General features: G+C 70.8%; 21 protein-coding genes and 1 tRNA gene. 14 read left to right on the top strand and 8 right to left on the bottom strand.

Features of this window, described 5'->3' with window-relative positions:
- Window positions 1-105: 105 nt before the first annotated feature.
- Entirely contained in the window at window positions 106-1,314 is a 1,209-nt protein-coding gene (locus ABEA82_RS08875) for a sensor histidine kinase (protein WP_345660800.1), read from the bottom strand.
- Between the two features lie 184 nt (window positions 1,315-1,498).
- Here ABEA82_RS08875 and ABEA82_RS08870 point away from each other — a divergent pair, with 184 nt between their 5' ends.
- The 12 genes from ABEA82_RS08870 to ABEA82_RS08815 all read left to right on the top strand — a co-directional run bounded on the left by ABEA82_RS08870 (window position 1,499) and on the right by ABEA82_RS08815 (window position 13,172).
- Window positions 1,499-1,906: an NADH-quinone oxidoreductase subunit A gene (locus ABEA82_RS08870; protein ID WP_345660799.1), complete on the top strand. Its 408-nt coding sequence runs from the start codon at window positions 1,499-1,501 to the stop codon at window positions 1,904-1,906.
- A complete protein-coding gene (locus tag ABEA82_RS08865) occupies window positions 1,897-2,568 on the top strand; it encodes an NADH-quinone oxidoreductase subunit B (RefSeq protein WP_345660798.1) in 672 nt (223 codons plus the stop codon). Before ABEA82_RS08870 ends, ABEA82_RS08865 begins: the two co-directional genes overlap by 10 nt.
- Window positions 2,565-4,001, top strand: a complete 1,437-nt coding sequence (locus ABEA82_RS08860; RefSeq protein ID WP_345660797.1) for an NADH-quinone oxidoreductase subunit C — start codon at window positions 2,565-2,567, stop codon at window positions 3,999-4,001. Before ABEA82_RS08865 ends, ABEA82_RS08860 begins: the two co-directional genes overlap by 4 nt.
- Window positions 3,998-4,966: a complex I subunit 1/NuoH family protein gene (locus tag ABEA82_RS08855; RefSeq protein ID WP_345660796.1), complete on the top strand. Its 969-nt coding sequence runs from the start codon at window positions 3,998-4,000 to the stop codon at window positions 4,964-4,966. The genes ABEA82_RS08860 and ABEA82_RS08855 overlap by 4 nt, the downstream gene beginning before the upstream one ends.
- A 2-nt stretch (window positions 4,967-4,968) precedes the next feature.
- Window positions 4,969-5,520 carry a NuoI/complex I 23 kDa subunit family protein gene (locus ABEA82_RS08850; RefSeq protein ID WP_345660795.1) on the top strand — a complete coding sequence of 184 codons (552 nt, stop codon included), beginning with the start codon at window positions 4,969-4,971 and terminating at the stop codon, window positions 5,518-5,520.
- Window positions 5,517-6,131, top strand: a complete 615-nt coding sequence (locus ABEA82_RS08845) for an NADH-quinone oxidoreductase subunit J family protein (RefSeq protein ID WP_345660794.1) — start codon at window positions 5,517-5,519, stop codon at window positions 6,129-6,131. The genes ABEA82_RS08850 and ABEA82_RS08845 overlap by 4 nt, the downstream gene beginning before the upstream one ends.
- Window positions 6,131-6,544 carry an NADH-quinone oxidoreductase subunit NuoK gene (nuoK, locus tag ABEA82_RS08840; protein ID WP_345660793.1) on the top strand — a complete coding sequence of 138 codons (414 nt, stop codon included), beginning with the start codon at window positions 6,131-6,133 and terminating at the stop codon, window positions 6,542-6,544. Before ABEA82_RS08845 ends, nuoK begins: the two co-directional genes overlap by 1 nt.
- Window positions 6,541-8,535 (top strand): NADH-quinone oxidoreductase subunit 5 family protein, encoded by a 1,995-nt coding sequence (locus ABEA82_RS08835; protein WP_345660792.1) that lies wholly within the window; start codon window positions 6,541-6,543, stop codon window positions 8,533-8,535. The genes nuoK and ABEA82_RS08835 overlap by 4 nt, the downstream gene beginning before the upstream one ends.
- Before the next feature lie 6 nt (window positions 8,536-8,541).
- Window positions 8,542-10,140: an NADH-quinone oxidoreductase subunit M gene (locus tag ABEA82_RS08830; protein WP_345660791.1), complete on the top strand. Its 1,599-nt coding sequence runs from the start codon at window positions 8,542-8,544 to the stop codon at window positions 10,138-10,140.
- Window positions 10,137-11,660 carry an NADH-quinone oxidoreductase subunit N gene (locus tag ABEA82_RS08825; protein ID WP_345660790.1) on the top strand — a complete coding sequence of 508 codons (1,524 nt, stop codon included), beginning with the start codon at window positions 10,137-10,139 and terminating at the stop codon, window positions 11,658-11,660. Before ABEA82_RS08830 ends, ABEA82_RS08825 begins: the two co-directional genes overlap by 4 nt.
- Window positions 11,661-11,919: 259 nt before the next feature.
- Window positions 11,920-12,783 (top strand): zinc metalloprotease HtpX, encoded by an 864-nt coding sequence (gene htpX, locus ABEA82_RS08820; RefSeq protein ID WP_345660789.1) that lies wholly within the window; start codon window positions 11,920-11,922, stop codon window positions 12,781-12,783.
- A complete protein-coding gene (locus tag ABEA82_RS08815) occupies window positions 12,780-13,172 on the top strand; it encodes a YccF domain-containing protein (protein WP_345660788.1) in 393 nt (130 codons plus the stop codon). The genes htpX and ABEA82_RS08815 overlap by 4 nt, the downstream gene beginning before the upstream one ends.
- Window positions 13,173-13,417: 245 nt before the next feature.
- Here the strand turns inward: ABEA82_RS08815 and ABEA82_RS08810 are convergent, their stop codons facing one another.
- Window positions 13,418-14,674, bottom strand: a complete 1,257-nt coding sequence (locus tag ABEA82_RS08810; RefSeq protein WP_345660787.1) for an APC family permease — start codon at window positions 14,672-14,674, stop codon at window positions 13,418-13,420.
- Between the two features lie 193 nt (window positions 14,675-14,867).
- On the opposite strand from ABEA82_RS08810, the gene ABEA82_RS08805 reads away from it, so the two are divergent.
- The gene (locus tag ABEA82_RS08805; protein WP_345660786.1) at window positions 14,868-15,134 is read left to right on the top strand and encodes a GlsB/YeaQ/YmgE family stress response membrane protein; all 267 of its coding nucleotides are present in this window, start codon (window positions 14,868-14,870) and stop codon (window positions 15,132-15,134) included.
- Window positions 15,135-15,258: 124 nt separating this feature from the next.
- Here the strand turns inward: ABEA82_RS08805 and ABEA82_RS08800 are convergent, their stop codons facing one another.
- Window positions 15,259-15,747: a YajQ family cyclic di-GMP-binding protein gene (locus ABEA82_RS08800; RefSeq protein ID WP_003992309.1), complete on the bottom strand. Its 489-nt coding sequence runs from the start codon at window positions 15,745-15,747 to the stop codon at window positions 15,259-15,261.
- A 219-nt stretch (window positions 15,748-15,966) separates the two neighbouring features.
- Between ABEA82_RS08800 and ABEA82_RS08795 the strand changes: the two genes are divergently transcribed.
- Window positions 15,967-16,048, top strand: a tRNA-Tyr gene (locus ABEA82_RS08795).
- A gap of 153 nt (window positions 16,049-16,201) precedes the next feature.
- Here ABEA82_RS08795 and ABEA82_RS08790 read toward each other — a convergent pair.
- From ABEA82_RS08790 to ABEA82_RS08770, 5 genes are all read right to left on the bottom strand, one after another.
- Window positions 16,202-17,566: a tyrosine-type recombinase/integrase gene (locus ABEA82_RS08790; RefSeq protein WP_345660785.1), complete on the bottom strand. Its 1,365-nt coding sequence runs from the start codon at window positions 17,564-17,566 to the stop codon at window positions 16,202-16,204.
- A complete protein-coding gene (locus tag ABEA82_RS08785) occupies window positions 17,563-17,772 on the bottom strand; it encodes a helix-turn-helix transcriptional regulator (protein WP_030671993.1) in 210 nt (69 codons plus the stop codon). Before ABEA82_RS08785 ends, ABEA82_RS08790 begins: the two co-directional genes overlap by 4 nt.
- 449 nt (window positions 17,773-18,221) lie before the next feature.
- Window positions 18,222-19,697: an ATP-binding protein gene (locus ABEA82_RS08780; protein WP_345661006.1), complete on the bottom strand. Its 1,476-nt coding sequence runs from the start codon at window positions 19,695-19,697 to the stop codon at window positions 18,222-18,224.
- A 2-nt stretch (window positions 19,698-19,699) separates the two neighbouring features.
- Window positions 19,700-20,548, bottom strand: a complete 849-nt coding sequence (locus tag ABEA82_RS08775) for a bifunctional DNA primase/polymerase (RefSeq protein ID WP_345660784.1) — start codon at window positions 20,546-20,548, stop codon at window positions 19,700-19,702.
- Window positions 20,545-21,645, bottom strand: coding sequence for a DNA cytosine methyltransferase (locus ABEA82_RS08770; protein WP_345660783.1), 1,101 nt, complete (start codon window positions 21,643-21,645; stop codon window positions 20,545-20,547). Before ABEA82_RS08770 ends, ABEA82_RS08775 begins: the two co-directional genes overlap by 4 nt.
- Between the last annotated feature and the right edge of the window lie 39 nt (window positions 21,646-21,684).

Genomic DNA, 21,684 nt, shown 5'->3' with positions numbered 1-21,684 from the left:
TCGTCCTTCTCCTCGTCCCGCGGCTGTGCCCCCGTACCTCCACCCTGCTCCGCCGCAGGTCGGCGGACCATGGAGTCCGTCGGCCTCTTGGACGGGGGGTTTTCCCTACCCCGTGGCCCCGGACCGGTCGCGCCACGGCAGTTCCGCCGTGACCGTCGTCGGGCCACCCTCGGGCGAGTCCAGGACGAACAAGCCGTCGACCGCGTCCAGCCGGTCGGCCAGGCCCTTCATCCCGGTACCGCGGTCGAGGCGAGCGCCCCCGCGGCCGTCGTCCCACACCTGTATGAGCAGCCGGTCGTCCGTGCGCCACACATCCACCGACGCCGCCTTCGCGCCGCTGTGCTTGCTGACGTTCTGCAGCAGCTCCGAGACGGTGAAGTAGGCGATGCCCTCGATGGCCGCGGCCGGCCGGTCCGCCAGTTCGACCGTCACCTTCACCGGGGCCGTGCAGCGCGAGGCGATCGAGGACAGGGCCGCGTCCAGGCCGCGGTCGGTCAGGACCGCCGGGTGGATGCCGCGCGCGAGGTCCCGCAGCTCCTGGAGTGCCAGCTTCACCTCGCCGTGCGCCTCCGAGACCATCTCGGCCGCCGCGTCCGGGTCCTCCAGCACCTTCTCCTTGGCCAGACCCAGCCCCATCGCCAGATTGACCAGCCGGGCCTGCGCCCCGTCGTGCAGATCCCGTTCGATGCGCCGCAGATCGGCGGCGGCCGTGTCGACCACGACACCCCGGTCCGACTCCAGCTCGGCGATGCGCCGCTCCAGCTCGTCGGAGGGCGACAGCAGCCCGCGCACCATGGCCCGGTCGGCGTTGGTCAGCCCCCGCGCGATGAACGGCAGCACCGGCCACAGCACGAACAGCGAGGCCAGCGTCACGGAGAAGGTGAGCACACCCCACGGCAGCCGGATGAACTCGTACAGCACCGTCCGCCAGCCCACCGGGTCCTTCAACTGCATCCACAACCGCTGGAAGAAGCCGCCCCCGCCGCGCAGCCGCAGCCGGCTCGGCTCGTCCACCCGCACCCCGAGCAGCGCCCTGGCCCTCGCCCGCTCCAACCTGCCCAGCTGCCGCGCCCCCATGAGTCCGACCGCGAGGAGCGGGAACCCGATCACCGTGACGGTCAGGCCGAGCCCGATGGACAGCATCGTCACGACATAGGTGAAACCGAGCAGCGCGACCGGAAGGTTGGCCAGCAGATGCGTGATCTCCTTCCAGGTGCGCCGGTCGTAGGCGAGGCGGGGCGGCGGCGGACGGTCGTCCGGCCCAGCCGCCGTCGCGGCCCGGCTCGCGCCGGGGGAGGGGATGCGTTCGGTCATAGGCGTCAGCGTGCCCGGCGGGGGGCGGCGGCGCCATGAGGCAGACCGCCAGGATCGACTGAGGTAAACCCCACCCCCTGATGCCAGGGCATGACGGGCTGCTTACCCTGCCTTTATCAGGGCCTAGACTCCCGTGCGTACAGATCGTCGAACAGTCCGAGTTTCCAGGGAGCGAGGGACGGACGTGCCGGAACCGACCGTCGTCACCACGACCGTCGTCGCGGCGGACTACTTCCAGTCCTATTCGGTCGTCGGGCTGCTCACCGCCGTCGGTGTGCTGTTCGTCGCCGTCGCCTTCGGGGCCGGCCGCCTGCTGCGGCCCGTGGTCCCCACACCCGAGAAGCTCCTGACGTACGAGTGCGGGGTCGACCCCGTCGGCGAGGGCTGGGCCCACACCCAGGTCCGCTACTACGTCTACGCCTTCCTCTACGTGATCTTCGCCGTCGACTCGATCTTCCTGTTCCCCTGGGCGACCGTCTTCGCCGCACCCGGCTACGGCGCGGCGACCCTGGTGGAGATGTTCATCTTCCTCGGCTTCCTGGCCGTTGGCCTGCTCTACGCATACAAGAAGGGCGTCCTGGCATGGACGTGACCCCCGACGTGACCCCCGCCGGCCCTGAACCCGTACTGCTTCCGGAGCCGAAGCGGCTCGGCGCCCTCGCGCGCCTCGCGCCCGAGCCGATGAAGGTGATCCTCAACTGGGGACGCCGCTACTCGCTCTGGGTCTTCAACTTCGGCCTCGCGTGCTGCGCGATCGAGTTCATCGCCGCGTCGATGGCCCGTCACGACTTCATCCGCCTCGGCGTCATCCCCTTCGCGCCGGGTCCGCGCCAGGCCGACCTGATGGTGGTGTCCGGCACGGTCACCGACAAGATGGCACCGGCGGTGAAGCGCCTCTACGAGCAGATGCCGGAGCCCAAGTACGTCATCTCCTTCGGCGCGTGCAGCAACTGCGGCGGCCCCTACTGGGACTCGTACTCCGTCACCAAGGGCGTCGACCAGATCATCCCCGTCGACGTCTACGTCCCCGGCTGCCCGCCCCGGCCCGAGGCGCTGCTCCAGGGCATCCTCAAGCTCCAGGAGAAGATCGCCCGCGAGTCGCTGGGGGAGCGGTACGGCACCGGCGCGGCGCGTCCCTCGACGGCGGCATTGCAGAGCGACTTGGTGCGGCCGCCGGCCCCGTCTCAGTCCCCGGCCCCGTCCTCGGACCCGTCCTCGGACCCGGACACGGGCGCGTCGGGGGAGGGACGATGACCACGGTCGGCTGGCTGCCCGCCGGCGTCGAGGAACTCTTCGGCCCCGACACCACGGCCGAGGAGTCGTACGAGGTCCTGACCGTCGACGTCCCCCCGGCGACCTGGATCTCCGCCCTCGAGACGGCCCGCGACCGGCTGGGCTGCACCTACTTCGACTGGCTGAGCGCGGTCGACGAACCGGGCACGGGCTTCCGCGTCACGGCCCACGTCGCGGCCCTGTCCCCGGTACGACGTCTCCTGCTCCGTACGACGGTCCCGCACGCGGCCTCCGTCCTGCCCTCGGCCGTCGGTGTCTACGCGGGCGCCGCCTGGCACGAACGCGAGACGCACGAGATGTTCGGCGTCACCTTCGAAGGCCACCCCGGGCTGGACCACCTCCTCCTGCCCGACACCTTCGAGGGCCACCCCCTGCGCAAGGACTTCGTCCTGGCCGCACGCGTCGCCAAGGCCTGGCCCGGCGCGAAGGAACCCGGCGAGTCCGAACACGGCGGCCCCAAGCGCCGCCAGATGCTCCCACCCGGAGTCCCCGACCCGAACGAATGGGGCCCCCTGAAGGGCCAGCTCCCTCCGGCACCCGCCCGTCCGGCCCGTGGCGCGGCCCGCGCGGCAGGCGAACGCCCGGCCCGCGGGGCAGCTCGCCCTGCGGCGGAACGGCCGGTGCGGCGGGCCCGTTCGGCGTCGGAGGGCTCGGCCAGCCAGGCCGCTGCGGGTGACGCGGGAACTCCGTCCCCGACTACTCCGCGGCGTGCGCGTACGGCGGCGGAAGGCTCGGCGAGCCAGGCCCCTGCCGGGGCAGCCGAGCCGGAGCCGACGGCCGCTGAGGCGGGATCCTCGGCCGCCGAGGCAGGAGCCCCGGCCTCGTCGCCAGGGCCGAGCCGCGCGCGGAGCGCGAACGAGGGCTCGGCGTCGCAGCGGACTGCATCGACGTCATCGACGCCGTCGACGCCGTCGGAGACCACTGCGGGTCCGCGCCGGGCACGCAGCGCCTCGGGGGGCAGCGCGAGCCAACGTGCCACGGCGGGCCCCGGCGAGAGCGGGAGCGGGAGCGGAAGCGACAGCCCGTCGGGGAGCCCTTCGCGCACCCCGCGCAGCTCGGACGCCCCCTGGCACCACGCCCGCCCGGCCTTCGCCGAACCGCAGCCCGACCCGTCCCCCGAGGCCGCCCAGCCGCCGACCCCCGAGCCCTCGCCCGACTCGGTTGGTCCTGAGGCGCCTGAGTCCACGGAGGCCCGTGAGCCCTCGGAATCCGAGGAAGTCCCGGGCACCCCGAGGGATTCGGACACCCCGAAGGACGCGGACACCTCGAAGGACGCGGACACCCCGGAGTCGGCGAACACTTCGAAGCCCTCGGGGGAACCGAATCCCACGGACAACCCTGGCGACCCCGAAGACCCCAGCGACAGCGACAACCCCTCGGGAGGCCCGCGGTGAACGACGCGCTCGACGTCACCCTGCGACTCCTGATCGTCTTCGTCGTCTTCCTCACCTTCCCCCTGATCATCGGCCAGACCGAACACAAGGTGATGGCCCACATGCAGGGCCGCCTCGGCCCCATGTACGCGGGCGGCTTTCACGGCTGGGCCCAGCTGATCGCCGACGGCGTGAAGTTCGCGCAGAAGGAGGACGTCGTCCCCGCGGGCGCGGACCGCCGCATCTTCCAACTCGCTCCCGCCGTCGCCCTCCTGCCCTACCTCCTCGTCCTGCTCGCCATCCCCATCGGCCCCGACGAGGGAGCCGTCGGCCAGGTCATCGACGCGGGTGTCTTCTTCGTCCTCGCCGTCATGGGTGTCGGCGTCCTCGGTTCGCTCATGGCCGGCTGGGCCTCCGCGAACAAGTTCTCCCTCCTCGGCGGCCTCCGCACCGCCGCCCAGCTCCTCGCCTACGAACTGCCGATGCTCCTGACCGCCGCCTCGGTGGCGATGGCGGCCGGCACCGTCTCGCTCCCCGGCATCCTCGACGCCTTCGAGTGGTGGTGGCTGCCCTGGCAGATCGTCGGCGCGATCGTCTTCTTCGTGGCCGGCCTCGCCGAACTCCAGCGTCCGCCCTTCGACATGCCCGTCGCCGACTCGGAAATCATCTTCGGCGCGTACACCGAGTACACGGGCCTGCGCTTCGCTCTCTTCCTCCTCGCCGAGTACGCCGGAATCGTCGTCCTGTGCGGCCTGACCACCGTCCTCTTCCTGGGCGGCTGGCACGGCCCGTGGGGCGCCGACGGCCTCGGCTGGGTCTGGACCCTGCTGAAGACCGCCGTCCTCGCCTTCCTCGTCATCTGGCTGCGCGTGACCTACCCCCGCCTGCGCGAGGACCAGCTCCAGAAACTGTCCTGGACCCTTCTCGTCCCCCTCTCCCTCGCCCAGATCGCCCTCACCGGCGTCGTCAAGGTGGTGATCTCGTAACCATGGCCCCCATCCCCGGCTCCGGCCTGGCCAAGGGCCTGGCCGTCACCCTCCGCACGATGACGAAGAAGTCCGTCACCGCGCAGTACCCGGACGCCCAGCCCGACCTCCCGCCCCGCACCCGCGGTGTGATCGGCTTGTTCGAGGAGAACTGCACGGTCTGCATGCTGTGCGCCCGCGAGTGCCCGGACTGGTGCATCTACATCGACTCCCACAAGGAGACGGTCCCGGCGGCGACCCCCGGCGGCCGCGAACGCAGCCGCAACGTCCTCGACCGCTTCGCCATCGACTTCTCGCTGTGCATGTACTGCGGTATCTGCATCGAGGTCTGTCCTTTCGACGCGCTGTTCTGGTCCCCGGAGTTCGAGTACGCCGAGACCGACATCCGCGACCTCACCCACGAGCGCGACAAGCTCCGCGAGTGGATGTGGACCGTCCCGGCCCCGCCGGCCCTCGACCCCGGCGCGGAGGAACCCAAGGAACTCGCCACCGCACGCAAGGCCGCCGAGAAGCTCGCGGCAGCGCAGGCGGAACCGCAGGAGGGAGAGTCGTGAGCCTCGCCGCCGCAACCCACGGCTTCCTCTCCCCGACGGGTGTCGAGATCGCCTTCCTCCTCGTCGGCCTGGTCACCTTCGGCGCCGCGATCGTCACGGTCACCACCCGGCAGCTGGTGCACGCCGCCCTCTGGCTGGTCGTGACCCTCGGCGGCCTGGCCGTCGAGTACCTCCTGCTCACCGCCGAGTTCATCGCCTGGGTGCAGGTCCTCATCTACGTCGGTTCCGTCGTCGTCCTCCTCCTGTTCGGGCTGATGCTCACCAGGGCCCCCATCGGCCGCTCCCCGGACGCCGACTCCGGCAACCGCTGGGCCGCCCTCACCGTGGCCGTCGCCGCGGCCGCCGCCCTGGTCTGGGTCGTCGTCGACGCCTTCCGTGCGACCTGGATCGACCTCGACGGCCCCGCCGCAGGCTCCACCGAGGCCACCGGCGCCAGCCTCTTCCAGAACTGGGTCCTCCCCTTCGAAGCCCTCTCCGTCCTCCTCCTCGCCGCCCTGGTCGGCGCGATCGTCCTGTCCCGCAAGGCGAAGGCCGAGGCGGCGACCGCGTCCGGGAGCGCACCGGCCGGGAGCACCCCGGTCACCCGGAGCGAGAAGGAAGGGACCCGCTGATGCACCTCGCCTATCCCGCCGTGCTCTCCGCCCTCCTCTTCTGCACGGGCCTCTACGGCGTCCTCGCCCGCCGCAACGCGATCCTGGTCCTGATGTCGGTCGAGCTGATGCTCAACGCCGTCAACCTCAACCTGGTCGCGTTCGACGTCTGGCTCAGCAGGACCGCCGAGGAGACCCTGCACTCCGGCCAGGCCCTCACCCTGTTCACCATCGCCATCGCGGCCGCCGAGATCGGCATCGGCCTGGCGATCGTCCTCGCCGTCCACCGCAACCGCGGTACCGCGGACATCGACAAGCTCCGCGACACCGCCGAACGGCACGACCCCGACGGTGACGGCCACGACGGCACCGACCACGACGCCCTCACCGCCGAGCAGTCCGACGAGGCCGAGAAGGCTGAGGCCACCGCGTGACCACGACCACCCTCGCCGTCCTCGTCCCGCTCCTGCCGTTCCTCGGCGCCGCCGCCGGCCTGCTCCTGGGCCGCACGGCGCCCGGCTTCGTCCGCCCCCTCGCCATCCTCCCGACGCTCACCTCCCTGGTACTCGCCGCGCTGGTCGCCGCACGCCAGGGCGGTGACCAGGCCATCGACTCGGCCACCGAACTCACGCCCACCGGCTCGGTGCCGATCGAACTCGCCCTGCACATCGACGGCTTCGCCGCCCTCGTCGCCGTCCTCGTCGGCCTCGTCGCCTCCTGCGTGCAGATCTACTCGACGGGCTATCTGCGCGACGACCCGCGCTACCCGTCCTACGCCGCCCTCGTCTCCCTGTTCACCTCCGCGATGTTCCTGGTCGTCTACTCCGGCGACCTGATCGTGCTGCTGGTCGGCTGGGAAGTCATGGGCATCTGCTCCTACTTCCTGGTCGGCCACTACTGGGAGACCCCGGAGGCCCGGTCCGCCTCCCTCAAGGCCTTCCTGGTCACCAAGCTCGGCGACGTCCCCTTCCTCATCGGTCTGTTCGCCCTCGCCACCGACGCCGGTTCCTTCCGCATCACCAAGGTCCTCGGCGCCGTCGCGAGCGGCGGACTCGACCACCCCACGCTGATCGCCCTGCTCCTCCTCGCGGGCGTGGCGGGGAAGTCCGCGCAGTTCCCGCTGCACACCTGGCTCCCCGACGCGATGGCGGGCCCGACCCCCGTCTCCGCGCTGATCCACGCCGCGACGATGGTCGCCGCCGGTGTCTACTTCATCGCCCGTCTCCTCCCGGTCTTCGAGGCCTCGCAGGCCGCGATGGCCGTGCTCGCCGTGATGGCCGCGGTCACGATGGCCGGCTCGGGCCTCGCCGCGCTCGCCCAGGACGACATCAAGCGCGTCCTCGCCTACTCGACGATCGGCCAGCTCGGCTACATGACCGGAGCCCTCGCCGTCGGCGACCGCGGGGCCGCCGTCTTCCACCTCCTGTCCCACGGCGCCTTCAAGGCGCTGCTGTTCCTCGCGGCCGGCGTGATCATCCACGCCGCCGGCACCAACTCGCTCGCCGCCATGTCCCGCATGCGGAACCTGCGCGACCGCGTCCCGGACGCCTACTGGACGATGACCGTGGCGCTGCTCGCTCTCGCCGCGATCCCGCCCTTCAGCGGTTTCTTCTCCAAGGAGGCCGTCCTCGGTGTCGCCGAGCACGCCGCCACCGGGCACACCGAGCACGTCCCCGCCGCGGCGGGCTGGATCGTCCTGATCGCCGGCCTGGTCACGGCCGTGCTCACCGCCGCCTACGCGATGCGCCTGTGGCTGCTCGCCTTCCGGGGCCGGGGCGCCGAAGCCCCCGACCACGGCAGGCAGCCGCTGACGATGACCGTGGTGCTGTGGGTGCTGGCCGTGCCGTCCCTGGCCCTCGGCGGGTTCGTGTTCCGCCTGCTGCCCGACTGGTTCGACGGCCGCGACCTCGCCCCGACCCTGACCACCTCCGTACTCGGCACGGGCCTGGCCCTGGCCGGCGGCATCGTCACCTACGGCGCCTGGCGGCACACCACCGCACTCGCCGCACGCGTCCCGCTGGGCGCGGTCGCCGCCCATCCCGAGGGCGACGCCGCCCAGGTCGAGGCGGAAGCCATCGCCACCCACGAGCCGGCCTACGGCGACATCGCCTACGCGCCCGACCCCGCCGACCCCGGACGGCTCCTGCTCGGCCCGCTGCACCGGCCCGCTGCCGCCGGCTTCCACCTGGACGCCGTGTACACGGTCCTCTTCGTCCGCCCGGTGCAGGCCGGGGCGAGTCTCGTCCGGTTCCTCGACCGCGAGGTCGTCGAGACCTACGTACGGGGTGCGGGTGCGCTGCCCCGCTGGCTCGGCGCGGCCGTACGGCGCGCCCAGACCGGCAACGTCCAGACCTATGTGAGCGCGCTGCTCGCCGGCACCGTCGTCCTCGCGGTCGCCGCCGTCCTCGTCGCCACGGGAGCGTGAGCAGGCGTGATCGATATCAACGAGTCCGTGATGCAGTTCCTTCTGGCGTTCATCGTCGTGGGTCCGCTTCTCGGCGCCGCCGCGGCTCTCCTGCCGGCCCCGCCCGGGCTGAAGGGGAAGTCACCCGAGCAGGCCGTGCTCCGGCACGGCGTCACCGTCACCGGCGCGGTCCTCGCCGCCGCGATCGTCCTCGCGCTCGGCTTCGACCACGACCAGCCGTCGAAGATGCAGGCCAGCACCGACATCAGCTGGATCCCCGCGCTCGACGTACGCATCCACCTCGGCATCGACGGCATCTCCCTCCCCCTTCTGGTCCTGACCGCGCTGCTGACCTTCCTCTGCGCGCTCTACTCGTACTTCAAGCAGCAACATCAGCAGCTGCCGCCGCGGGCCGAAGGCCCGACCCCGAAGGCCTTCGTCGCGCTGCTGCTCGTCCTCGAGACCGGCACGCTCGCGACCTTCGCCGTCCTCGACCTGCTGCTGTTCTTCCTCGCCTTCGAGACGGTCCTCATCCCGATGTACTTCCTCATCGCCCGCTGGGGCGGCGAGGGCCGGAGCCAGGCCGCCTGGCGGTTCATCCTCTACACGCTGCTCGGCTCCGTGGTCATGCTGCTCGGCCTGCTCCTGATCGGGATCAAGGCGGGCACGTTCGACATGATGGCACTCGCCACTGACAACGGCGGGTCGCTGACCACATCCGTGCAGGTCATCGCCGTTCTGTCGATCGGGATCGGCCTCGCGGTCAAGACGCCGATGTGGCCGCTGCACAGCTGGCTGCCCGACGCCCACACCGCCGCCCCGACCGTCGGCTCGGTCCTGCTGGCCGGCGTCCTGCTGAAGATGGGTACGTACGGGTTCGTCCGGATCCTGCTGCCCATCGCGCCGGACGGGTTCCGCACCTTCGCGCCCTACCTCGCCGCCCTGGCCGTCGTCGGCATCATCTACGGATCCCTGGCCTGCCTGGCCCTCGCCAAACAGGGTGCGAAGGGCGACCTGAAGCGCCTCATCGCCTACTCCTCCGTCGGCCACATGGGCTTCGTCCTGCTCGGCATCGCCACGATGACCCCGACCGGCGTGAACGGCGCCCTGTTCGCCAACATCGCCCACGGCCTCATCACCGGCCTGCTCTTCTTCCTCGTCGGAGCGCTGAAGGACCGCACCGGCAGCACCGATCTGGACACCCTCGCCGAGGAGACCGGCGCCGCGCTCTACGGCAAGGCCCCGCGCCTCGGCGGCCTGCTCGCCTTCGGTGCGGTCGCCTCGCTCGGCCTGCCGGGCCTGGCCGGGTTCTGGGGAGAGATGCTGGCCCTCTTCGGCGCCTTCCGGCCCGCCGCCGGGCTCAGCCGCCCCGCCTTCCTCACCTTCATGGCGATCGCCGCGTTCGGGACGCTGCTGACGGCCGCGTACCTGCTGGTCGTGGTCCGCCGCGTCTGCATGGGCGCCCTGCCCCAGGACGCCCCGAAGCTGCCCGACGTCCGCTCCTACGAGTTCGCGGCCTGGACCCCGCTCGTCGCCCTCACCGTCGTCGCGGGCCTCTGGCCCAAGGCCCTCCTCGGCCTGAGCGACCCGGCCGTCCAGCAGCTCCTCGCAGGAGGCAACCGATGAGCTCCCCGGCCCAGCCCCTGGCCGCCTCGCTGGTCCAGTCCGTCGACTGGCTCGCGATCGCGCCGCCCACCCTCGCGGCGGTCGTCGGACTCGCCGTCCTGGTCGCCGACCTCTTCGTCGCCGAGCACCGCAAGGCGCTCCTCGGCTGGACGTCGGTCGCGGGCCTGGCCGCCGCCGCGCTGATGCTGCTGCCCCTCCTGGACGGCGACCGCAGCACCTTCTGCCTGACCGGCGACGCCACCGTCTGCAGCTACACGGCCGACCGCTTCACCCTGGTCATCCAGTTCCTGGTCCTCGGCGGCGCCCTCCTCGCCGCCCTGCTGTCGGTCACCGCGCTGAAGGACGCCCGCAAGGAGCTGCCCGAAGGGGAGTACTGGTTCCTCCTGCTGTCCTCCGCGGCCGGCGCCGCCCTGCTGCCCGCCTCCCGCGACCTCGCGACCCTGATCGTCGCGCTGGAGGTCGCCTCCCTGCCCGCCTTCGCCCTGGTCGGCCTCAGGCACGGCGACCGGAAGTCCTCCGAGGCGGCCCTGAAGTTCTTCCTGTCCTCGGTCACCGCGACCGCGGTCAGCCTCATGGGCATCAGCTTCGTGTACGCCTCCACGGGCACCCTCTACCTCACCCAGGTCGCCGACCGCATCCAGAACGTCGACGGGCAGCTCGGCACGCTCGCCCAGACCGGTGTCGTCCTCACCCTCGTCGGCTTCGCCTTCAAGACGGCCGCCGTGCCCTTCCACTTCTGGGTGCCCGACACCTACGTGGGGGCGCCCCTGCCCATCGCCGCCTACCTGTCGGTCATCGGCAAGGCGGTCGGCTTCAGCGGCCTGATCCTCGTCACGGTGGTCGCCCTGCCGTCGTACGCCGACGTCTGGGGCCCGGCCCTGGCGGCCCTGGCCGCGCTCACCATGACCATCGGCAATGTCGGAGCGCTCCGCCAGCAGGCCACGCGCGCGTACAGCGCGGTACGCCTGCTCGCCTGGTCGTCCGTAGGCCAGGCCGGCTACCTCCTGGTACCGATCGCCGCCGCCGCGTACTCAGGGGACGCCGAGAAGTCGATCGGCTCCACCGTCGCCTACGCCCTGATGTACGGCGCCGTGAACCTCGGTGCCTTCGCCGTGGCCGCGCTCGTCGGCCGGACGAAGACCCGCAACCGCGTCGCCGACTACCGTGGCCTGTACGCGTCGAGCCCGGTGTCCGCGCTGCTCCTGGCGTTCTTCCTGCTGTGTCTCGCCGGGCTGCCGCCGGGCGTCATCGGCCTCTTCGCCAAGGTCACCGTCTTCTCCGCGGCCGTCGACGCCGGCCTCGGCTGGCTGGCCGTGATCATGGCCGTGAACGTCGTCATCGCGCTGTTCTACTACCTCCAGTGGACGGGCCTGCTCTTCCGCGCCCCCGAGGGCGAGCCGGAGAAACACCGAGTCCCGGCCCCCCTCACCGCCGCGATCGCCCTCACCGGCGTCCTGGGCATCGTCCTGTCCGGGGCACCGCAGCTGGTCCTGCGCTTCACGGACACCGGACTGTTCTGAACACCAGCCGCGCCTGAGCCGCCGCACCGGCCGCTTTGACCACGCGCGCGTGGGGCACTCGCCTCCACGCGCGCGTGCCGTTTTCCGACATCGTCACCCGTACGGTTCACACCCGGCGTCGCACGCACAAGGGAACTAGTGCCTCCCGCCTGGCGTTGACCAGTACGGGAGGGTCCACTGGACGTAGGACAGCGGCACCAGTGGCACCGCAGAAACAGCAAGCAAGGGTCCCCCTGCCGCACCACTTGGAGGGCGTACCGTGCACCGCCGGCACAACGGGCTCAGGACCGCAGTCCTCCTCGGGGGACTGTCCGCCATCATCATCGTCATCGGCAGCTTCTTCGGCCGCATGGGGCTCGTCATCGCCGTCCTGGTAGCGCTGGCCACCAACGCGTACGCGTACTGGAACAGCGACAAGCTGGCACTGCGCGCGATGCGGGCCCGCCCGGTGAGCGAGTTCGAGGCCCCGGGGCTCTACCGCATGGTCCGGGAGCTCTCCACCCAGGCCCGCCAGCCCATGCCGCGCCTGTACATCTCCCCGACGGAGGCCCCCAACGCCTTCGCCACGGGCCGCAACCCGCGCAACGCCGCCGTGTGCTGCACCGAAGGCATCCTGCGCCTCCTGGACGAGCGCGAACTGCGCGGCGTCATCGGCCACGAACTCAGCCACGTCTACAACCGCGACATCCTCATCTCGTCGGTCGCCGGTGCCCTCGCCTCCGTGATCATGTTCCTGGTCAACTTCGCCTGGCTGATCCCGATCGGCCGCTCGGACGACGACGAAGGCCCCGGCCTGCTCGGCATGCTGCTGATCATGATCCTGGGCCCGCTCGCCGCCTCAATCATCCAACTGGCCATCAGCCGCTCCCGGGAGTACCAGGCGGACGCCTCCGGCGCCCAGCTCACCGGTGACCCACTCGCGCTGGCCGGAGCGCTGCGCAAGCTCGAACTCGGCACCAAACAGCTCCCGCTGCCGCCCGAGCCGCGCATCGAGACGGCCAGCCACATGATGATCGCGAACCCGTTCCGGCCCGGCCAGGGCCTCTCGAAGATGTTCTCCACACACCCGCCGATGGCAGATCGCATCGCCCGGCTCGAGAAGATGGCAGGTGGGAACCAGTGAGGACTGTACTGAACGTCATATGGCTCGTCCTGAGCGGCTTCTGGCTGTTCCTCGCCTACATGGCCGCGGGCCTGCTCCTCTGCATCACCATCATCGGTATCCCGTTCGGCGTCGCGGCCTTCCGCATCGGCGTCTACGCGCTGTGGCCCTTCGGGTACACCACCGTCGAGCGCCGTGACGCGGGAGCGCCGTCCTGCGTCGGCAACGTGCTGTGGCTGGTGCTGGCGGGGTGGTGGCTGGCCCTCGGCCACATCGCCACCGGCCTCGCCCTGTGCATCACGATCATCGGCATCCCGCTCGGCATCGCCAACTTCAAGCTCATCCCGGTCTCGTTGCTGCCGCTGGGCCGCGACATCGTGCGGACGAACGAGCCGTTCGAGGTGCGCTGACGGCCACGCGCCGCGCCCCCGTTTTCCACAGGGACGACAGACCCGAGTCTCCACAGGCCACGGGTTGTCCACAGGCCGGCCCGGATGTCGGTGGCCGCCTGCATGATGAACCCATGACCGCGATCGAGCAGTTGCCGATACGAGTGACGGCCCGGACCCACAACACCCGCCCCACAGGCCGGTCTTCCCCTACCGTTCTGGCCGACACGATGAGAGGCCCCTGACCAGCGGGAGCCGAAAGCCCGCTACATCCGCCCGGCCCCCGCCCGCACCCACCGCCGCGCTCCGTACGCCACCGCGCCCACCACCAGCACACCCGCGCCCACGACCACTGAAACCCCGGGCAGCGAGAACGCCAGCACCGCACACCCGGCCAGCCCCACCACCGGCACCACACGCGTCGCCGGTGCCGAATCCAGCGTCCAGGCCGACGCGTTGGCCACGGCGTAGTACGCCAGTACACCGAAGGAGGAGAACCCGATCGCGCCCCGGACGTCCACCGTGGCGGCCAGGATCGCGACCACCGTGCCCACGGCCAGCTCCGCCCGGTGCGGCACCTGGAACCGGGGATGCACGGCCGCCAGCGCGCCCGGCAGATGCCGATCCCGGGCCATGGCCAGTGTGGTCCGCGAGACACCCAGGATCAGCGCGAGCAGCGACCCCAGCGCGGCCACGGCCGCACCGACCCGCACCACCGGCACGAGCCAGGGCGACCCGGCCTCGCGCACCGCGTCGGCCAGGGGTGCCGAGGCGTCCCCGAGAGCGTCCGGCCCCAGCACCGAGAGGACAGCCACCGCCACACACGCGTACACGATCAGCGTGATGCCCAACGCCACCGGGATGGCGCGCGGAATCGTGTGCGCCGGATCCCGCACCTCCTCGCCGAGCGTCGCGATCCGGGCGTACCCCGCGAACGCGAAGAACAACAGCCCGGCCGCCTGAAGGACTCCGCCCGCACCGTCCGAGATCCCGACGGCCGACCGCCCGACATCGGCCTCACCGGACACCAGACACGCGACGACCACGAAAGCGAGGACAGCCAGGACCACCGCCACGATCACCCGCGTCAGCCACGCGGACTTCTGGATACCGCCGTAGTTCACCGCGGTCAGCGCCACCACGGCCGCGACCGCCACCGCGTGCGCCTGCCCCGGCCAGACGTACGTGCCCACGGTGAGCGCCATCGCCGCACAGGAGGCCGTCTTCCCGACCACGAACGACCAGCCCGCGAGATACCCCCAGAACTCGCCGAGCCGCTCCCGCCCGTACACGTACGTACCGCCCGAGGCCGGATACAGGGCGGCGAGGCGAGCCGACGACATGGCGTTGCAGTACGCGACCAGTGCGGCGACGGCCAGCCCGAGCAGCAGCCCGGACCCGGCCGCGTGCGCCGCCGGTGCGAGGGCGGCGAAGATCCCCGCTCCCAGCATCGAGCCGAGTCCGACGACGACGGCGTCCCGCACACCGAGGGTGCGGCGCAGTCCGGAACCGGAGGCTGTCATGCCTAGCACCCTACTGATCAGTGCAACCGGCCGATGTGGCCGGAACGTCCTCCCCACCAAGACGGCATGAACGCGTGCGGCAAGGACGACACACGCGCGACGCCTGACGTACGACGCACGAGCCGGCCTCGCCGGGAGCAAGATCACATGGCCGGGACAGTGCGGGCACAGCGTGAAAGGGCAGGTTCACGGCATGACCATCATCAGCTGGATCATCCCGGGACTGTTGGCCGGAGCCATCGCGAAGTTCCTGCTGCCGGGGCGTGACCCGGGCGGCCTCATCGGCACGACTTTGATCGGCATCGCGGGCGCGTTCATCGGTGGCTGGATCTCGTCCCGCTGGATGGACCACCCGATCACCAAGGACTTCTACGACGGCGCGACCTGGGCCGCGGCGATCGGCGGATCGCTCGTCCTCCTGATCGCCTACCGCCTCCTGTTCGGCAACTCGCGCGACTGACGGCGCCGGTGAGCACGGCCGGCAGGCCCGCCGACCGCAGCCGGAACACGAGAAGGGCGGGCACCCGGCAGGTGCCCGCCCTTCCCCGTACCGGTCCCGACCGGCGGCCCGAAGGCCGACGAACCTAGCGGTAGTTCACGAACTGCATCGCGAAGTCGTAGTCCTTGCCCTTCAGCAGGGTGATGACGGCCTGCAGATCGTCACGGCTCTTCGAGCTGACGCGCAGCTCCTCGCCCTGCACCTGGGCCTTCACGCCCTTGGGGCCCTCGTCGCGGATGGTCTTGGCGACCTTCTTCGCGTTCTCCTGGGAGATGCCCTCCTGGATGGAGGCGAAGATCTTGTACTCCTTGCCGGAGAGCTGGGGCTCGCCCGCGTCCAGAGCCTTCAGCGAGATGCCGCGCTTGATCAGCTTGGACTGGAAGACGTCGAGGATCGCCTTCACCCGGTCCTCGGAGTTGGCCTCCATGAGGATCTTCTCACCGGACCACGCGATCGAGGCGCCCACGCCCTTGAAGTCGTAGCGCTGTGAGATCTCCTTGGCGGCCTGGTTGAGTGCGTTGTCGACCTCCTGCCGCTCGACCTTCGAGACGATGTCGAAACTGGAGTCGGCCATGTCCTGTGGCTCCTTGTATCGGGGTGCGTATCGTGCGTACCGGCGTACGTGGCGGCTACCCGGCCCGTTCAGGTCCTTGGCCGCATCCGGACAAGCCTAGCCACCCCCGGCACTCCGAGCGCCGATCAATCGGGTGGCGGAGCACCCCTCCGCATCAGGTATTGTTTACGTCGTTGCCACGGAGCACCGCCGAAAGGCGGTACGACGGGCGGCCACCCCGGCGGTGTGCCCGAGCGGCCAAAGGGAGCAGACTGTAAATCTGCCGGCTCAGCCTTCCCAGGTTCGAATCCTGGCGCCGCCACACGGGAACATGAGGCCCGTGACCTGCGATATCGGCAGGTCACGGGCCTCTTGCCATTCGTCGCCCCGAGGGGCGGGGTGTCTCACCCTGTCTCGCGTTCGAACGCCCCGTCTCGGACTCTGCGGACGGAGCGCGGACGGGATTTCCGCCGCGTCAGACGCTCCGTTCCAATCGGGCGGAGATCTTGGCGTTGGCCGCGTCGTCACCGTCCTTCAGGAACTTGGCGTACACGCGAAACAGGACCGCCACACTGTGGCCCGCCCGCTCAGCCACGAGCTGTGGTTCCACGCCCGAGCTGAGCCAGGTAGACACTGCGGCGTGACGAAGGTCATAAGGTCGCTTCGCCAGTGCAGAGTGGAACTCGGCTGGCGTGAGAGCACGCGACCGCGCTTCAGCCCACACCTCCCCGTATCCGGTGTCCTGCACGAGTCCACCCCGCAGCGTCTGGAAGACGCGGCCGTCCGGCGCGGTGCCGTACGCGGTGAGGTGCCACCGCAGCAGCGCGACCAGTTCCGGCGGGATCGGCACGGGCCGCACTGCCTTCCGGGGGCGGTGCTTCAGGCCCCGCTTCTCGTGTGCCTCACCGCTGTCCGTCCACGCGGTGCCGGATCGGGGGCGGGTTTCATGCAGCCGGAGCACGCCCCACCCGCGCCGCGGCAGGTCGCAGTCCGTGACCCGTAGGCCGATCACTTCCGCCGGCCGCGCGGCGGCGTAGTACATGCACCCGAAGAACGCGGCGAGCCGGCGCCCCCGTTTGCTCTGGTCGCGCACGGCGGTCAGCAGCTTGGCGGCTTGCGCCGGATTTGGGACGCACGCCGGGTCAACTTCCTCCGTGACCTGCTCGGGTGCTTTCCACTTGACGCGGTCCAAGGGGTTGTCCGTCAGCAACTCGGCGTCGACCGCGTACTCAAGGGAGTTGTAGAAGATCGCACGCTTGCGGCTGATCGTTCCTGGGGCCGCCGTCTTCCCGTCCAACCGCTTGGACAGGGCCCTGAGCGCGGCTTTCACCAAGAGCCGGTCCGTGAGGGCCGACGTAGGCAGCGACTTCCGCTGGAACCAGGCGAGTACTTGCGCCACCTCGGCCGGCGGTTCTTCTTCCCACCGGTTCTTGTTGAACGCCCACCCGTACAGAGCGCTCCGTACGGTCCGCGCGTCGGGCATGCCCTTGGTGTCCTTCACGAACGCCGGCGTCACGGTCGCCATGGCTTCGGCCAACGTCCGCCGGGTGTTGCCGGGGGAGTCGTCCCACTTCATCGCGATGTAGTTGCGCGCGTGCTCGTACCAGGAGATGTCTCGGTTCTGGTCGACCATGGACTTTGGGAGGCCGCTCTCCACGTCGAACGGCTCACCCTTCCGGGCCGCCGTCATGAGTTCCGAACGGCGGCTGTCGGCCAGGCCCTGGGTGAGGAACGATTCCGCGTGTTCGCGGGTGCCCACCATCCAACGCAGTTGGTACGGCTTCCGGTAGTTGCGTTTCCGGATGGCCCAGAACTTGACCGTGTAGCTCCAGTCGGTCACGCGGCCTCCAGCTCGTCCTTGAAGGCGTCCAGAACGCTGCGGCGTACGCAGATGCGGCCGGACGGCGTGCGGCGAGCCTCGGGAGTAAGGCCACGGTCGCGCCAGCGGTACCAAGTCGGGCGGCTGATGCCGAGTTCTTCCAGCACTTCTGGCAATGGGATCAGTTCGTCTTTCGGAGTACGGCGGCGCCGGGTGGGCGTGGTCATGCTGAGGTCTCCATACCTGTGCGGCTGGGTGTGGCTGTGTCCGAAGCGGGGATTTCTGCGTCATCGCGTCACGTGCGTCAATCAGGCTTCTGACCTGCGCGTTCGGGTGACGCAGCGGGGTCGATCCTGTGTCACCGATGACACGGGCGCTCGTCACGGGGTGACGCCGATGACGCGGGATGACGCAGGATTCGCCGTCTGCGTCACCGCTGTCGCCGCAGGTGAGCGGCCGTCTGTGGGGCCCTTGGTGACGCAGTGACGCAGATCTTCCCTACTTAGGAAAAGGAGGGGGGGTGGTTTCTGTGGTGTTGCGTCGTCTCTCAGGGCTTGAAGAACGGGCCGCTTCGCGGCGCGACCCGTGCAGGGCGGCTGTCGCCGCCGAACAGCAAGAGGAGCACCCCGCGGCGAGGCGTGCTCCTCTTGCTTGTCCGCCCGTCCGGGCGGGGCGGTCAGAACGCGGGCTGTTGCTCGGGCGGCGGGGGCGGGACCTGGCGGGTGATCTCGATGTAGCGGGCGGCGCTGGTGCGCCCCCAGTCGACCAGGACGCCCCGCGCGGCAAGGGTGGGCTGGATGCGCCGCAGCCGGTCGGAGAGCACCTTGCCGGTGGTGGGCCAGCCCTTGGGCAGGGGGCGGCATTCCTCGCCGCTGTAGAGGGTGCTGAGGGCGTGCAGCCACTCCGCCGACGTCATCCGCACGTCCTCGCCCGGGGCCAGTTCCTCCGCGCGCTTGAGGACCGTCTGCGCGAGCAGGTCGCCTTCGATCACGTCGTCGTTGAGGTCGTCCAGGCTGGCCCTGTATGCGTCCAGCGTCCCGAAGCCGGTGGCGGCGTCGAGCTGCGCGCACAGGTGGGCGAAGTCGGCCATGCGCAGATCGGTGGGGGTCTCGGCCTGTACCGCGCGGACCTTGACGGTCAGGTCGAGCAGGGAGCCGAGGACGACGGGCAGGATCTCGGCGTACTCCGCCCACAGCTCCGCTTCGGTGCGCCGCACCCGGGGGCGTTCCAGGCGCAGGGTGAGGAGCCGTTCGGCGAGGTCGGGGCGGATCACGCCGACGTCGATGCCGGTCAGCAGCATGGGCCGCCGGTAGCGGGAGCGCACGACGTCGCCGTCGGTGAACAGCGCGCGCTTGATGCTCTCGGCCCCGGTGATGACGCAGCACATGAGGTCGGACAGGTCCGGGGGCAGGTGGGAGAGGTTGTCCAGGGCGGTGATCCATCCGGCCGCGACCGCCGTGATCATGTTCTCTTCGTCCTTGGGTGCCCTGCGCAGGTCGCCGGTCATGCCCTCGATGATCCGTACGAGCATCCGCCCGCCGGTCGACTTGCCGGCGCCCTGCGGGCCGGTCAGGAACGGGGCCGGGACGGGCACGGACGGCTCCAGGCAGCCGATGAGCCACGCGATGGCCAGTGCCTCGGTCTTGGCGTCGGCGAAGTTGCACAGCCGCATCAGCAGGTCGATGCCCTTGCCGCCTGTGTCCTGGGCGGGCAGGGGGAGTTCGCCGGTGAGCTGGGTGCGCCGCCAGCACACCTCTTCGGGGTCGGGGATGCGGATGTCCCAGCCGCTGGGGTGGATGCGGACGGACTGGCCGTCGTCGCGGCCGAGGTCGAGCCAGGTGGCCCCGTCGAAGCCGGGAGCCACGCGGATGTGAGTGGGCTGTACCTGCTCGGTGAGGGCGAGTGCCTCGATCAAGTCCAGTGCCTCCTTGAGGGCGGTTCCATTGAAGACGCCGACCCCGTCACGGAAGAGGCCGACCATGAGTTCCTGGCGGTGGCTGCCGGTCGTGCCCTGAGAGCGGATCGGGCGGGCCACGGGGTGGCCGGTGCGCTGCGCATACACGGTCCCGTCAACGGTGCGGAAGTACCGGAAGTGGGACTGCGCGTAGTCGGTGATGACCTGCCGGGCGGGGTTCTTGTCGTCGTCGGACACGGTCACAGTCCCAACGTGGTCAGGGCGTTGGTCCACGCGTCCGTGCAGTGCCGGGGGGTCTCGCCCTTGGCCTGCGCGGCGGTGAACAGCCGGTTGACGTGGGTGTCGGTGAGGCAGCCGCACCGGCCGTGCGTGGACAGCACGGCGAGGAACGTGCGGTACACGGTCGCGTGGACGGCGCTGCGGGCCTCGGTGATGCGCTGCTCGGCCATGGCGATCCCGCGCTCCAGGTAGGCGGGCGTGCGGTGCCTGCACTCGCCCCCATGGCCCCTCACAGGCGCTGTGAGGCTCTGTGGCGCCCTGCGGGCCGGGGACGGCTCCTTTACGGCCAGCGCGCGCACAGCGTCCGGGAGAGCGGCTGTGACGCCCATGCCTGAACCGAGCCAACGGGCGTACTGCATAAGGGACTTGATGTCGACGCCGGGCCGTACGGCGTTCGATGACGTCATGGTGCCCCGGTAGATCCAGTGCTCGCCCCGGGTGGTGGTTACGGTCCGGGTCGCGGGCAAGGTGGCGCGGGCCCACTGGACGGCTGCGGGGTCGTCCAGGTCGACCACGGTCACGCCGGCGCCCCCGGGATGGTAGGCGACCGTCGCCGCGTGCCGCCACGCTGGCGCCCACGCCACGGAGTTGAGGACGTCAGGGTCGGTGGTCGCGGCGGCCCAGCTATGGCACGGCTGCGGGCAGGCGCAGGGGCCGGGGGTCTTCATGTTCGGCCGGCCACCGCACGCGTTCCGCGCGCACCGGTGGCAGTTGCCGAACGGCACCTTCCTCGCACGCAGCGGCAGCACCGGCACACCGGTAGCCGCCAGCTCCAGCGCGGTCCCCAACGGTTCGGGCAGCGTGCTCATGCGGCCACCCCCCACGACGACCTGGCCGTGGCGGTACCGAGCAACCATCCGTGGGCGTAGTGGGCCTGGCGAGGCACCACGCCGTTGCCGAGGATCTTCAACTGTTCCTTGCGGGGGATGCCGGGGACGGCGGTGACCCATCCTTCGGGCAGGCCCATCATCCACTCCGTGAACAGCGGGGACAGGCGACGGTTGCCGCGGGTGCCGGGTTCGGTCGGGCACGGCGCCGGCCGCCCGGTGATGTGCTCCCAACGGCGGATCGCGGGGCCGAAGTCGGTGCCGTCGCTCGCCACCCACCGTTTGTCCAGCGGCACCGGCCCGGTGGGAGTGGTGTCCACGCCGGCGAGCAGATTCACGGCGACCTCGTTGAGGGGCCGGGCGTTGCGTTCGAGCAGGTTCGACGCGCCGGACTTCCAGTCCCGGGCGGCCGGCGTAGGCAGCAGGCTCACGACTCCGGGGGCGCCGGCAGCTTCGTCACCGCCGTGCGCAGGTTCATCCCGCCCTTGCGCTTCGGTGAGGTTCCCGGGCCGCCAGTGCCGTCCGAGCTGGTGGGGGTCGGCATCAGCGGGATGGGCAACTGCGAACCAGCGGTCGCGCTCGTGCGGGGCCCCGGTTTCGGGGTCACCAGCGCGTACGCATGTCCACCGGACGTCATACCCGAGCGCGGCCAGGTCCGCGGCGACGACGTCCAGCCCCCGCGAGCGGAGCGCCGCCACGTTTTCCAGGAAGACGAGGCGCGGTCGAAGGTGGCCCACAGCCTCAGCGACATTTTTCCAGACCCGCGACCACTGGCCATTGATCCCGTCCCTTCGTCCAGCGTTGGAGGTGTTGCGGCAGGGGAAACCGGCGCCGATCACGTCCGGCCGGAACACGTCCCGGACTTGGTCCCAGTCGACGGTGCGGATGTCGCCGAGGTTGGGCACTCCGGGGTGCCGGTGGGCGAACACGGTCGCGGCGTGCGGGTCGTTCTCGGCGTAGGCGGCGACCTGGCCGCCGATGCGGGCCCGGATCGCGGCCTCTAAGCCGCCGTAGCCGGCGCACAGGGCCAGGATGTGCGGCGGGTCAGATGCTCGCCGAATGTCGGTGGGTTGGGTCATGCTGGGGTGTCTCCAGTTCTCTTGTTGGGTGCTGGTTGA

Origin of the sequence: Streptomyces venetus (assembly GCF_039540295.1) — a bacterium.
GTDB lineage: Bacteria > Actinomycetota > Actinomycetes > Streptomycetales > Streptomycetaceae > Streptomyces > Streptomyces venetus.
This window is presented reverse-complemented; position numbering and strand designations above follow the sequence as displayed.

Coding starts and splice junctions, on each gene's coding strand:
- ABEA82_RS08875 (WP_345660800.1), bottom strand. CDS start 1,314: ATGACCGAACGCATCCCCTCCCCCGGCGCGAGCCGGGCCGCGACGGCG.
- ABEA82_RS08865 (WP_345660798.1), top strand. CDS start 1,897: ATGGACGTGACCCCCGACGTGACCCCCGCCGGCCCTGAACCCGTACTG.
- ABEA82_RS08860 (WP_345660797.1), top strand. CDS start 2,565: ATGACCACGGTCGGCTGGCTGCCCGCCGGCGTCGAGGAACTCTTCGGC.
- ABEA82_RS08850 (WP_345660795.1), top strand. CDS start 4,969: ATGGCCCCCATCCCCGGCTCCGGCCTGGCCAAGGGCCTGGCCGTCACC.
- nuoK (WP_345660793.1), top strand. CDS start 6,131: ATGCACCTCGCCTATCCCGCCGTGCTCTCCGCCCTCCTCTTCTGCACG.
- ABEA82_RS08825 (WP_345660790.1), top strand. CDS start 10,137: ATGAGCTCCCCGGCCCAGCCCCTGGCCGCCTCGCTGGTCCAGTCCGTC.
- ABEA82_RS08810 (WP_345660787.1), bottom strand. CDS start 14,674: ATGACAGCCTCCGGTTCCGGACTGCGCCGCACCCTCGGTGTGCGGGAC.
- ABEA82_RS08805 (WP_345660786.1), top strand. CDS start 14,868: ATGACCATCATCAGCTGGATCATCCCGGGACTGTTGGCCGGAGCCATC.
- ABEA82_RS08800 (WP_003992309.1), bottom strand. CDS start 15,747: ATGGCCGACTCCAGTTTCGACATCGTCTCGAAGGTCGAGCGGCAGGAG.
- ABEA82_RS08785 (WP_030671993.1), bottom strand. CDS start 17,772: ATGACCACGCCCACCCGGCGCCGCCGTACTCCGAAAGACGAACTGATC.
- ABEA82_RS08775 (WP_345660784.1), bottom strand. CDS start 20,548: ATGAGCACGCTGCCCGAACCGTTGGGGACCGCGCTGGAGCTGGCGGCT.
- ABEA82_RS08770 (WP_345660783.1), bottom strand. CDS start 21,645: ATGACCCAACCCACCGACATTCGGCGAGCATCTGACCCGCCGCACATC.